The 12,472-nt window shown below is 47.7% G+C and carries 12 protein-coding genes and 6 tRNA genes; 16 read left to right on the top strand and 2 right to left on the bottom strand.

Going from position 1 to position 12,472, the window contains the following annotated elements; all coding sequences use genetic code 11:
- The first annotated feature begins 6 nt into the window (after positions 1-6).
- From FJM67_RS08305 to FJM67_RS08295, 3 genes are all read left to right on the top strand, one after another.
- Entirely contained in the window at positions 7-429 is a 423-nt protein-coding gene (locus FJM67_RS08305) for a TIGR01244 family sulfur transferase (RefSeq protein WP_140588360.1), read from the top strand.
- 125 nt (positions 430-554) lie between these two features.
- On the top strand, positions 555-1,166 hold the full coding sequence (locus tag FJM67_RS08300; RefSeq protein WP_140588357.1) for a helix-turn-helix domain-containing protein: 612 nt from the start codon (positions 555-557) through the stop codon (positions 1,164-1,166).
- A gap of 37 nt (positions 1,167-1,203) precedes the next feature.
- On the top strand, positions 1,204-2,553 hold the full coding sequence (locus tag FJM67_RS08295; RefSeq protein ID WP_140588355.1) for a class II 3-deoxy-7-phosphoheptulonate synthase: 1,350 nt from the start codon (positions 1,204-1,206) through the stop codon (positions 2,551-2,553).
- A gap of 73 nt (positions 2,554-2,626) precedes the next feature.
- Here the strand turns inward: FJM67_RS08295 and FJM67_RS08290 are convergent, their stop codons facing one another.
- A complete protein-coding gene (locus FJM67_RS08290) occupies positions 2,627-3,346 on the bottom strand; it encodes a GIY-YIG nuclease family protein (protein ID WP_140588353.1) in 720 nt (239 codons plus the stop codon).
- A gap of 93 nt (positions 3,347-3,439) precedes the next feature.
- Positions 3,440-4,066 carry an O-methyltransferase gene (locus FJM67_RS08285; RefSeq protein WP_140588352.1) on the bottom strand — a complete coding sequence of 209 codons (627 nt, stop codon included), beginning with the start codon at positions 4,064-4,066 and terminating at the stop codon, positions 3,440-3,442.
- 248 nt (positions 4,067-4,314) lie between these two features.
- On the opposite strand from FJM67_RS08285, the gene thrS reads away from it, so the two are divergent.
- The 13 genes from thrS (at position 4,315) to FJM67_RS08220 (ending at position 12,036) form a co-directional block, all read left to right on the top strand.
- Complete coding sequence (gene thrS / locus FJM67_RS08280; protein ID WP_140588350.1) at positions 4,315-6,231, top strand: threonine--tRNA ligase; 1,917 nt, start codon at positions 4,315-4,317, stop codon at positions 6,229-6,231.
- Positions 6,232-6,261: 30 nt separating this feature from the next.
- Positions 6,262-6,798: a translation initiation factor IF-3 gene (gene infC, locus FJM67_RS08275; protein ID WP_140588348.1), complete on the top strand. Its 537-nt coding sequence runs from the start codon at positions 6,262-6,264 to the stop codon at positions 6,796-6,798.
- A gap of 67 nt (positions 6,799-6,865) precedes the next feature.
- Complete coding sequence (gene rpmI / locus FJM67_RS08270) at positions 6,866-7,060, top strand: 50S ribosomal protein L35 (protein ID WP_140588347.1); 195 nt, start codon at positions 6,866-6,868, stop codon at positions 7,058-7,060.
- Between the two features lie 41 nt (positions 7,061-7,101).
- A complete protein-coding gene (rplT, locus tag FJM67_RS08265) occupies positions 7,102-7,458 on the top strand; it encodes a 50S ribosomal protein L20 (protein WP_140588345.1) in 357 nt (118 codons plus the stop codon).
- A 110-nt stretch (positions 7,459-7,568) separates the two neighbouring features.
- Entirely contained in the window at positions 7,569-8,564 is a 996-nt protein-coding gene (gene pheS / locus FJM67_RS08260) for a phenylalanine--tRNA ligase subunit alpha (protein WP_140588343.1), read from the top strand.
- Between the two features lie 17 nt (positions 8,565-8,581).
- On the top strand, positions 8,582-10,966 hold the full coding sequence (gene pheT / locus FJM67_RS08255; protein WP_140588341.1) for a phenylalanine--tRNA ligase subunit beta: 2,385 nt from the start codon (positions 8,582-8,584) through the stop codon (positions 10,964-10,966).
- A gap of 2 nt (positions 10,967-10,968) precedes the next feature.
- On the top strand, positions 10,969-11,265 hold the full coding sequence (locus FJM67_RS08250; protein ID WP_140588339.1) for an integration host factor subunit alpha: 297 nt from the start codon (positions 10,969-10,971) through the stop codon (positions 11,263-11,265).
- A 217-nt stretch (positions 11,266-11,482) separates the two neighbouring features.
- Positions 11,483-11,559: transfer RNA gene (locus FJM67_RS08245), tRNA-Pro, on the top strand.
- Between the two features lie 11 nt (positions 11,560-11,570).
- Positions 11,571-11,646, top strand: a tRNA-Thr gene (locus FJM67_RS08240).
- A gap of 30 nt (positions 11,647-11,676) precedes the next feature.
- A tRNA-Thr gene (locus FJM67_RS08235) sits at positions 11,677-11,752 on the top strand.
- Positions 11,753-11,779: 27 nt separating this feature from the next.
- A tRNA-Thr gene (locus tag FJM67_RS08230) sits at positions 11,780-11,855 on the top strand.
- A gap of 13 nt (positions 11,856-11,868) precedes the next feature.
- Positions 11,869-11,944, top strand: a tRNA-Thr gene (locus FJM67_RS08225).
- 16 nt (positions 11,945-11,960) lie between these two features.
- A tRNA-Val gene (locus tag FJM67_RS08220) sits at positions 11,961-12,036 on the top strand.
- Positions 12,037-12,472: the final 436 nt, after the last annotated feature.

Raw genomic sequence — 12,472 nt, 5'->3', positions numbered from 1 at the left:
GAATCTATGTCTATCACACAGTTAGCAGAACAGTACTTTGTTACCCCACAGATTTCCGTTGAGCAAGTTGAAGCTATCGCCGCAGCGGGTTTTCAAAAAGTAGTGAATAATCGCCCTGATGGTGAGTCGGAAGATCAGCCGTCTTCTGCAGATTTGCAGGCTGCGGTGGAAGCGGCGGGTTTGGTTTATGTTTATAACCCTGTCGATTTAAGCAAGTTATCTCAAAATGAGGTGGATGCTCAGCAAGCGGCCTTGGCAGATAATGTTAAAACCCTAGCTTTCTGCCGCACTGGGACACGCTCTTCTGTGCTATGGGTTTTGTTGCAGCAGCAAGCAGGTGACGATTTTGAGCAACTTTGTCAGCAAGTATCGGCAAAAGGGTTCGATTTGCAGCGTTGTTTGCCGGCAATGCAGTCCTTGCAGCGATAGGTTTTTCCATTTGCGACAAAAGGGGAGGCGTTCTTCCCTTTTTTTCGTGATGTCGGCAGGTTGCCGTAGGTAAACCAAGTTTCTTTTAGTAAACTCATTTTCAATATATGGAGTAACGAGAAACAATGGTAAGTCGACCGTCATTAGAAACCGCCTCGGCCTCGGAGCCGGAACGTTTTGTGGAGCCGCTAGAGCTCGGTAAACGTGTACGTAGTATCCGCCAAGCGAAGGGGTGGACCTTAGAAGAAGTTAGTCAACGTACGGGAATTGCCCGCTCTACCTTATCGAAAATCGAGAATGAACAGGTATCGCCGAGCTTTGCTATTGTGCAAAAGCTGATTTCTGGTTTAGGAATGGATTTGCCACAATTATTTGTGGAAGCGAGTGAAAACTCAGTTGCAGCACGGCGTGATGTTACCCGTCGCGGGCAGGGGGAGCCTCATCCTACCTCTACTTACGAACATGAGTTGCTGAACTTTTCCATCAGTCGGAAGAAGATGGTGCCGTTTAAAACAAGGGTGCGTGCACGGCGCTTTGATGAGTTTAAAGAGTGGGTGCGGCACGACGGTGAAGAGTTTTTATTAGTGCTACGAGGCAAAGTCTGCTTCTATTCTGAGTTTTACGAGCCGGTAGAGCTCGCGCAAGGGGACAGCGTTTATTATGATGCCACTATGGGGCATGCCGTTGTCTCTGTGTCCGCTGATGATGCGGACATTTTGTGGGTCGTCGCCCGTTAGGCCCAAGCAAATATAGTAGAAAATTATCGAGGAATGAATGTCAAACTCTTGGAGTGTGAAGAGCTGGCGCAATAAAGTAGCGCTACAGCAACCCCAGTACCCTGATCCTGCTGCGTTAGAGCGTGTTGAGCAAAACTTAGCACACTTTCCGCCTTTGGTTTTTGCCGGTGAAGCGCGTCGTTTGCGTAATGACTTGGCTAAAGTTGCAAATCGCCAAGCGTTTTTATTGCAAGGTGGTGATTGCGCCGAAAGTTTTGCTGAGTTCCATGCGAATAATATCCGCGATACCTTCAAAGTGATGTTGCAGATGGCGGTCGTTATGACCTATGCCGGTAAGTGTCCTGTGGTAAAAGTAGGGCGTTTGGCTGGTCAGTTTGCGAAGCCCCGTTCGGCGGACAGTGAAACCATCGATGGTGTAACTTTGCCTAGTTATCGTGGCGATATCATCAATGGTATCGAGTTTGATGAAGCGGCTCGGGTGCCTGATCCAGAGCGCTTGGTGAAGGTGTACAACCAGAGCGCTGCGACTATGAACCTTCTGCGTGCCTTTGCACAGGGTGGTTTCGCTGATTTGCGCCAAGTGCACCAGTGGAATTTAGATTTCATTTCCGCCAGCCCAGCTGGCGAGCGCTACCAGGCTCTAGCTAACAAGATTGATGATGCACTGCAATTCATGGAAGCCTGTGGTATTGCTGACAGTGTGAGCCAGCTGCACGAAACCGAGTTCTACACATCCCATGAGGCGCTGCTGTTGCCTTATGAAGAAGCTCTTACACGTCAGGATAGCTTGACTGGTAAATGGTATGACTGTTCAGCTCATATGTTATGGATCGGTGATCGCACCCGTCAGATCGATGGTGCTCACGTTGAATTCTTACGCGGTGTGCACAACCCTATCGGCGTAAAAGCGGGCCCAAGTATGGATCCAGACGACTTATTGCGTCTATGTGATATTTTGAACCCGAATAATGAGGCGGGGCGTTTGAATATCATCGTGCGCATGGGTGCTGATAAAGTGGCTGATGGTATGCCAGCTCTGATTCGCGCTATTGAGCGAGAAGGGAAGAAAGTGGTTTGGTCGAGTGACCCAATGCACGGCAATACCGTTAAAGCCAGTACCGGCTACAAAACCCGCTATGTCGACAGTGTGCTGCGTGAAGTGCAGCAGTTCTTTGAAGTGCATAAAGCAGAAGGCACGTACGCTGGTGGTGTGCACTTTGAAATGACTGGGCAGAATGTGACCGAGTGTGTCGGTGGTGCTTTCCAAGTTACCGAGGCGGATTTGGCTGATCGTTATCATACCCACTGTGACCCGCGCCTAAATGCGGATCAGTCCTTGGAATTGGCGTTTTTGATTTCAGATTCTCTTAAAGCAGCTCGTCAATAATTCGGTGAGAAATAAAAAAGCCCGCTAGGTAATGGTGATGCCTAGCGGGCTTTTTCAGTTTTAGAGGCGAATATTAGCCTTTACGGCGGCGAAATGAGCTCATAGCTGACTTAGCGGTAACATCTAGCTTGGCCATAATCATCGCCATTTCTTGCGCTTGTTCTTCTTGGGCAGCCTTCAGCTTGGCTTCCCGTTCTTCCTTGGATTTCTTTTCAGCTTCACGCAACATGCGTTGGATATCTGCGGTGCTTTTTTTCGGGCGGGTAACAGTTGAAGGCTTTTTGAAATCTTCCTGTACCGGTGCCGCTGGCGCATCTAGGCGATCTTCACCGATTAATTCACCAAAAAATGACGCCACTGTTGGTTTTGGCGCCGGCGTTTCAACGGCAGGTGCTGGTGTTTTGCTCGTTGTAGCAGCTGCTTTTTTACGAGTGCTTGGTGCTGGTGCAGTAGTGGACACGCCGTTGGTGTCAAACATCGCCTTTTTACCAAAATCGAAGCTACGGGTAACCTTGGTACTTTGACCAATTTTGTAACCGCGTAGTGACTCAGCGTTGTAAATGGCTAGGTAGTCTTGCTCTAGCTCGTACAATTCTTCTTTATCAGAAGTATCATACAACTCTTCGATATTGAATGCTTCAGTACCATGGGTGCGGATTTCTTCGTAAAGAGGGTAGTCTAGACCCTCCTCAGCCGCCTCCACATATTGCTCGAAGCGCTGGAAGCCACTATTAAATGAAGTGCCGATGTAATGCTTTCCAGTAATACTGTTAGTGATTTTAAAAACGACCAAAATCGCTGCCTCGTTATATCTGTCGGGTTAACATGCAATACCACCCCCACGTGACGCTAGTGAAGCTCACGTCGGAGGTATATCGCGTCAAAATTAGAGTTTCAGGACGATGTTTACGCCATCTCGGACATTCAGGTGAACATTCATTACCCGATCATCCTTGGCGATACGTCTATTCATGGCGTCCACCGCGAGATCGCTATTCTCGGCGGGGGCGAGTACTCGGCCTTGCCAGATAGAGTTATCGATAACGATTAGGCCGCCACTACGAACTAGAGGCACGACCGCCTCATAGTAATTTAAGTAGTTGCGTTTATCGGCATCGATAAAAACAAAATCCAATGGCTCGGTCAAAGTGGCGACCGTGTCCAGCGCCGGACCAAAAATCGGCTTGATCTTGTGTCCGTGTGGGCTGCGATCGAAAAAGGATTGAGCAAAAGTGATTGCTCTAGGATTGGTTTCACAACAGATAAGTTCACCATCCTCTGGCATGCCTTCAGCAATAGACAAAGCTGAATAGCCAGTAAACATGCCTATTTCAAGGGCACGTCGTGGTTGGTGAATACGGGTAAGTAGTGCCAAAGTACGGCCAACAATGCGCCCAGAAAGCTTATTCGGGTAGCCCATATCCGAGTATGTTTTGTCGATTAGCTCTAACAACAAGTCTGGTTCGGCTTGTGTTGTCTCATCGCAATACAGGTCAATAGCGTTATCAAGCATTCGGGGTGATTCGTCGAGTTGTTGTGAAACAGGCGCCAATTTTAACGCCCCAAAACAGAATGTCTATGGCAAAGCTGAAGAAAAAAGCGTTGATTTTTGTAGCGTAACGTGCGCTTTGGCAAACCTTGAAAAAGGTCAGTCTTTTAAAGTGAAAAGGTCGATATTGAGGGTAAAAAATGATAGCGTAACGCCACTAAATTACCATGTGCTCTTTCGTATTGAGCACCACTGACTCGACAGAGGAAAAAATGCCAGTAATTACTTTACCAGATGGGAGCCAGCGCTCCTTTGCCGAACCCGTTACAATCATGCAGGTTGCCGAAGATATTGGTCCTGGTTTAGCCAAAGCAACCGTTGCCGGTAAGATCAATGGTCAGTTGGTTGATGCCTGTGAATTGATCACCGAAGATGCGCAGATCAATATTGTGACCGGTAAAGATCAAGAAGGCTTGGAAATTATTCGTCACTCATTTGCCCACCTGGTAGGTCATGCCGTTAAGCAGCTGTTCCCAACAGCGCAAATGGCAATTGGCCCGGTTATCGACGAAGGTTTTTACTACGATATCGCCTACGAGCGCCCGTTTACCCTTGAGGATATGGCGGCGATTGAGGAGCGTATTGGCGAGTTAATCAAAAAAGATTACGACGTTATCAAAGTGATGACGCCAATCGCAGAGGCGCGCCAAAAGTTCCTGGACCGTGGTGAAAGCTACAAAGTCCAGTTGATCGACGATATGGACGACAGCGTCACTGCTGTAGGCCTATATCATCATGAAGAATACATGGATATGTGTCGTGGTCCCCACGTGGCAAATACCCGTGTGATGCGTCACTTTAAATTGATGAAACTGGCTGGTGCCTACTGGCGTGGTGACTCAAACAATGAGCAGCTACAACGTATCTACGGTACAGCTTGGGCCGATAAGAAAGATCTAAAAGCTTACCTAACCCGTATCGAAGAAGCTGAAAAGCGTGATCACCGTAAATTAGGTAAGAAGCTAGACCTATTCCACGTGCAGGAAGAAGCGCCTGGCATGGTGTTCTGGCATCCCAAAGGCTGGCGCTTATACCAAACAATCGAACAGTACATGCGTAACAAGCAGCGGGAAAATGGCTACCAAGAGGTGAAAACACCGCAAATCGTAGACCGTGTATTGTGGGAAAAATCGGGTCACTGGGGTAAGTATCATGAAAACATGTTTACTACCCACTCAGAAAACCGTGACTACGCTGTTAAGCCAATGAACTGTCCTTGTCATATTCAAGTGTACAATCAAGGTTTGAAGAGTTACCGTGACCTACCGTTCCGTATGGCGGAATTCGGCTCTTGTCACCGTAATGAGCCATCTGGTGCGTTGCATGGCATCATGCGTGTACGTAATTTCGTGCAGGATGACGGCCACATTTTTGTCACCGAAGACCAGATTCAGACAGAAGTATCGGAGTTCATCGGTTTGTTGCACGATGTTTACGCGGACTTTGGCTTTACCCAAATCATCTACCGTCTGTCTACTCGCCCAGAGCAGCGCGTAGGCTCTGATGAAGTGTGGGATAAGGCTGAGAAAGCCTTGGCCGATGCCCTGAATGCTGCCAACCTAGAGTGGGAAGAGCTACCGGGTGAAGGCGCATTCTATGGTCCAAAAATTGAGTTTTCTTTGAAAGATGCCATCGGCCGTGTATGGCAATGTGGTACTATTCAGGTAGACTTTTCGATGCCAACTCGGTTAGGCGCTCAATATGTTGCTGAAGATGGTTCACGCCAGACTCCAGTTATGTTGCACCGTGCCATTGTTGGTTCCTTAGAACGTTTTATCGGTATTCTTATCGAGGAAACGGAGGGTGCGTTCCCATTGTGGTTAGCGCCGGAACAAGTGGTGATCATGAATATTACCGATCGCCAGGCAGAATACTGTAAGGATTTGGAGAAAACTCTGAATTCTAAGGGCTTGCGAGCAAAACTTGACTTGAGAAACGAAAAGATCGGGTTTAAAATCCGCGAGCATACTTTACAGCGAGTCCCATATTTAGTCGTTGTCGGTGATAAAGAGGTTGAGAACAAGCAAGTAGCTGTTCGTACTCGCACCGGTGAAGATTTGGGCGTAATGAGCTTGGAAGCATTTGAATCCATGCTAAATGACGAAATTTCTCGCCGTAGTCGTAAATAATAAAACGGAGATAGAGCTATAAAAGGTAACATGAATCGTGGTCGCGCTACCACAAAGCAGCAGCGTCCTCAAATCAACGAGAACATTCGAGCTACCGAAGTGCGCCTGATTGGTGCCGATGGAGATCAAATTGGTGTTGTGTCGATTGAAGAAGCACAAGCCGCGGCCGAGCAGGCAGGGCTTGATCTAGTGCAGATCGCTGATTCAGATCCGATTGTTTGCAAAATCATGGACTACGGTAAGCACTTATTCGAGCAGAAGAAAGCTAAAGCTGCTCAGAAGAAGAATGCTAAACAAATTCAAGTAAAAGAAATGAAATTCCGTCCAGGGACGGAGGAAGGGGATTATCAGGTAAAACTCCGCAACCTGATACGTTTCCTTGAAGGCGGGGATAAGGCCAAGGTATCGCTACGTTACCGTGGTCGTGAAATGGCCCATCAGGAGCTTGGCATGCAGCTTATGAACCGAGTCGCTCAAGACTTGGAAGATTACGGTGTAGTAGAGCAAGCCGCGAAAATGGAAGGTCGTCAATTGACGATGGTGCTGGCCCCGAAAAAGAAGAAGTAATAAAAGCAACTAACTATTAGTTCTTGTTATTACATTTAACATTAACGAATGCGAGAGTGGTTTTACCATGCCAAAAATCAAATCTAACAGCGGCGCCCTAAAGCGCTTCAAACGTACCGCTAACGGTTTTAAACATAAGCAGTCTTTCACTAGTCACATTTTGACTAAAAAGTCTACTAAGCGTAAACGCCAACTTCGTTCAATGAACCAAGTTAAGTCTTGCGACAAGCCACTAATCGTGCGCATGTTGCCTTACGTTTAATCGATATTTTTCAGTCAACTTACTAGTAAAGGGTTTATATTATGCCTCGCGTAAAACGTGGTGTTCAGGCTCGTCGCCGTCACAAAAAGATTTTAAAGCAAGCTAAAGGTTACTACGGTGCTCGTAGCCGTGTGTTTCGTGTAGCGAAACAAGCGGTTATCAAAGCTGGTCAATACGCTTACCGTGACCGCCGTCAACGTAAACGTCAATTCCGTGCACTATGGATTGCTCGTATCAACGCTGCGGCTCGTCTAAACGGTCTATCTTACAGCCGCTTCATTGCTGGCCTTAAGAAAGCTTCTATTGAAATCGACCGTAAAGTATTGGCTGACTTGGCAGTTTACGAAAAAGAAGTTTTTGCTGCGATCGTTGAAAAAGCGAAAGCAAGCTTGGCTTAATTCTGACGTAGTGCCTAGAGTGAATTTGCACACTATGTGTTGTCACTCAAGCAGTCTTTAATAGGGGAAGAGCCAACGCTCTTCCCCTATTTTATTTTTTGGAGTACGAAATGGAGAACCTAAACCAGATTCTTGCTGACGCGCTAGCCGCGGTGGCTGCATCTGACAATGAGTCCGGCCTAGATGATGTGCGTGTGCAGTATCTAGGTAAAAAAGGGGCTCTGACCGCTTTATTGAAGCAGCTTGGCAATGTTGCACCAGAAGACCGTCCTAAGTTTGGGCAATTGGTGAACGAAGCCAAGGAGCAAGTGCAAAGCCAAATTAATGAACGCAAAACCGCATTGGCGACAGCTGCTCTAAATGCCAAGTTGGCTAATGAAACCATCGATATCTCTTTATCCGGTAAAGGTCAGGAAGTAGGGGGCTTGCACCCTGTGACACGTACCATGGAACGTATCGAAAACTTCTTCCGTGGCATTGGTTTTGATGTGGCATCTGGCCCAGAGATTGAAGACGATTACCACAACTTCGAGGCTCTAAATATTCCTGAGCACCATCCAGCTCGTGCCATGCAGGATACTTTCTACTTCAATGCCAATACCGTATTGCGTACTCACACATCGCCTGTGCAGGTACGTACCATGGAAAATAACCAGCCACCGATCCGTATCGTCTGTCCTGGCCGTGTTTACCGTAGTGACTCGGATCAAACCCATACACCTATGTTCCATCAGGTAGAAGGTTTGTTAATCGACGAAAATATTTCCTTTGCGGATCTGAAAGGTATTTTGCAGCAATTCCTGAACGAGTTCTTTGAGGATGACCTGAAAGTACGCTTCCGCCCAAGCTACTTCCCGTTTACCGAGCCCTCTATCGAAGTCGATATCATGCGCACTAACAGCAAAGGCGAAGAGTCTTGGTTGGAAGTACTTGGCTGTGGCATGGTGCACCCTAAGGTATTGGAAATGTCTGGCATCGACCCAGAAAAATACACCGGTTTTGCTTTCGGTATGGGCGTAGAGCGTTTTGCCATGTTGCGTTACAAGGTAGACGACTTACGCATGTTCTTCGAAAACGATCTTCGTTTCCTATCGCAATTTAAGTAAGGACCAAAGGCAAAACTATGAAATTCAGTGAAAATTGGCTAAGAGAGTGGGTCAATCCGGCGGTCACTACCGACGAGCTTGTAGCCCAGATTACCCTAGCTGGCCTTGAAGTAGACGATGTGGAAGCCGCTGCTGGTAAATTCTCCGGCGTAGTCGTCGGTGAAATCATCGCTGCTGAACCACACCCAAATGCTGACAAACTGCAAGTATGTACGGTTTCCGATGGTAATGAACAATTCCAAGTAGTTTGTGGTGCTCCCAATGCACGCCCAGGTATCAAAGTGCCATTTGCCAAGATTGGTGCAGTACTGGGCGAAGACTTCAAAATCAAAAAAGCCAAATTGCGCCAAGTGGAATCCTTCGGCATGCTTTGCTCGGCTTCCGAACTAGAGTTTAGCGACGATAACTCCGGCCTTTTGGAATTGGCGGCTGATGCTCCAGTAGGGGAAGATATTAGTGTCTACCTTGGCCTAGATGACGCTATCATCGACGTCGATCTCACCCCTAACCGCAGTGACTGTCTTAGCATTGCAGGTTTGGCCCGTGAAGTTGGAGTAATCAACAAAGTTGACGTAACACCAGTTGCTATAGAAGCCGTAGTTGCTACCCACGATCAAGTGTTCCCTGTACGGGTAGAAGCTCAATCCGGCTGTCCGCGTTACGTGGGTCGTGTAATCAAAGGGGTAGACGTCACAGCTACGACACCTTTGTGGATGGTTGAAAAGCTACGTCGTAGTGGTATTCGTTCCATCGACCCAATTGTCGACGTCACCAACTATGTGATGCTCGAACAAGGTCAGCCAATGCATGCTTTTGATCTAGCGAACCTATCTGGGTCTGTGGTTGTACGTATGGCGGAAGAGGGCGAAAAGCTCCTTCTACTCGACGGGCAAGAAATTGTTTTACGTGCTGATACCATGGTTATTGCCGATGAGCAAAAGCCACTGGCGATGGCTGGCATCATGGGGGGGGAGCACTCTGGTGTAAATGACCAAACCCAAGATATCTTCCTCGAAGCGGCTTTCTTTGCTCCGCTAGCGTTAGCTGGTAAAGCCCGTTCGTACGGTTTGCACACGGATTCATCCCACCGCTTTGAGCGTGGCGTTGATGCAAGCCTTGCACCGGCCGCAATTGAGCGTGCTACCGCATTGATCCAAGCGATTGCTGGCGGTGAAGCGGGCCCAGTTGTTGAGCACGTAGCACCAGAGCACATGCCAGTTGCAGCAGCGGTTACCTTGCGTCGCGCTAAACTAGACCAATACTTGGCTACTAGCCTAGATAAAGACCTAGTAACTGACATTCTGACTCGTCTCGGTCTGGAAATGGTGGAAGTCACCGATGAAAAATGGGTGACGGTTGCTCCTTCTCATCGCTTTGATATTCAGATCGAAGCGGATTTGATCGAAGAAGTGGCTCGTATTTATGGCTACGATAACTTGCCATCCCATATGCCTACGGCTGCGGTTAACTTTACCCCTGCGACTGAAAGCGAAACACCACTTGCTGCCCTACGTAGCGTATTGGTGGCTCAAGGCTATCAAGAGGCGGTAACTTACAGCTTTATTGACCCGGTATTGAGCAAGCAATTCTTCCCAGAAATCACACCAGTGCCGTTAGAGAACCCGATCTCTGGCGATATGGGCGTGATGCGTACCAGCTTAATTCCTGGCTTGGTGAAGTCTTACCTTTACAACCAAAACCGCCAACAGAGCCGTGTACGTTTGTTTGAAACGGGCAGTCGCTTTGTCGGTGATGTGAACAATCTGGCGGAACTGGATCAGCAGCACCAAGTAGCTGGTCTGATCGCGGGGTCTCGTTACCCAGAGGGTTGGTATCACAACAACGAGAAAGTAGACTTTTACGACCTGAAAGCCCATGTGGAAGCCTTGTTTGCTCTAAACCAAGGGCCAAAGCCTACGTTCGAACGTGCTGATGAAACTTATCTGCACCCAGGACGTTCCGCATACATCTTGGTCGATGGTGAAAAAGTGGGCGTTATTGGTGAACTACATCCGCAACTATCCAAACAACTCGGTGCGAACCAAGCGATTTATGTGTTTGAAGTATTGCGTGAAGCGGTGCTGGGCGCCAAGCTACCGGAGTACAAAGCGGTATCCAAATACCCAGAAGTACGTCGTGATTTGGCCTTGCTTGTAGATCGCCAGACACCAGTGAGTGCATTGGAGAACGTGATCAAGCAGCAGGCCGGTGAAGCCTTCAAAAACTTGACGGTTTTCGACGTTTATCAAGGCCAAGGCATTGATGAATCGAAAAAAAGTGTCGCTTTGGGCTTGACGTGGCAGAGTCCTTCACACACTCTTAGTGATGAAGAAACAAACACTGTTGTGGAACAAATCGTTGCTGCTTTGAATACTGAGCTAGGAGCAACGATCAGGGGGTAACTATGGCGTCCTTAACGAAGGCTGATTTAGCGGAAAACCTTGTCGATAATCTAGGTCTTAGCAAAAAAGATGCGAAGGATTTAGTCGAAAGCTTCTTTGATACCATCAGAGAAACCCTTATCGAGGGGGAGCAGGTTAAGTTGTCCGGTTTCGGCAATTTCGAAGTCCGTGAAAAAAGCCAACGTCCAGGGCGTAACCCCAAGACTGGTGAAGAAATCCCCATCACCGCTCGTACCGTGGTGACTTTTAAACCCGGGCAAAAGCTAAAAGCTCGGGTGGAGAAGTATATTCAGGATTAGTTCGCTCCGATATACAGTATGTTTTGCTATCTTGAGCCCTGTCTTTGCAATCCAAGACAGGGCTTTTTAATATTTTTATAAGTAAATAGCAGATGTTTGTCCTCCTAGAACTAACTGCATGATAAACCGAAGTAATTTTTTTAAAAAAAGGCTTCCCTTTTTACTACCATGTAGTAATATACGCACCCGCTGACGGCGATAGCGTCGCCTTCGGTCTCGGGGCGTAGCGCAGCCTGGTAGCGCACTAGCATGGGGTGCTAGTGGTCGCAGGTTCAAATCCTGCCGTCCCGACCAATTTAAGTAATGCCGGTATAGCTCAGTTGGTAGAGCACCTGACTTGTAATCAGGGGGTCCCGAGTTCGACTCTTGGTGCCGGCACCATCTAAATTGGTTTATAAGTGTTTTGATTAAGCCGGTATAGCTCAGTTGGTAGAGCACCTGACTTGTAATCAGGGGGTCCCGAGTTCGACTCTTGGTGCCGGCACCATCAAAAAACTTAAAAATTTTAAGATTTGCCGCTATAGCTCAGTTGGTAGAGCACCTGACTTGTAATCAGGGGGTCCCGAGTTCGACTCTTGGTGGCGGCACCATCTTAAACCCAAAGCCGGTATAGCTCAGTTGGTAGAGCACCTGACTTGTAATCAGGGGGTCCCGAGTTCGACTCTTGGTGCCGGCACCATCTTTCCCTAGATGATGGGTGTGTAGCTCAGTTGGGAGAGCGTCGCCCTTACAAGGCGAATGTCGGGAGTTCGAACCTCTCCACACCCACCACTTATTTCTCTTACCTTTTATCGTTTAACTCCTTGAATTAATTGAGTTTTTTCTCGTTATCTCCAGAGTTGTTTTGTGACCACGGTGTGACCAAGCTGTAACAACAATTTTCGATGTGACCCCACTGTGACCAAATTGTGACCACTTTGATTGTCTTGTCGCTTTTATGTGATTTGATTGTGCGGCTTTTTGAGAATAGCCCCAACTTGCCACAACCCCTAGTGTCATCCATTCTCTGATACCTTATTTTACCTTGTCCACCCATTTTCGACGTCAATGATACCGACTCACTGAGCGTGTTGTAGATATCGTCTCGTTTTGTAATGGGGGCTTACCTTATTTGTGGCTGTGTCTAGATTTTGCGGTTTTGTTGTTATACGAAGCTTGGTTTAGTGCCAATTAATAAATGTGTGTCGTCGAGTGGTAGTCTTGCTCA

Origin of the sequence: Maribrevibacterium harenarium, from assembly GCF_006385675.1 — a bacterium.
Classification (GTDB): Bacteria; Pseudomonadota; Gammaproteobacteria; order Pseudomonadales; family Marinomonadaceae; genus Marinomonas; species Marinomonas harenarium.
This window is presented reverse-complemented; position numbering and strand designations above follow the sequence as displayed.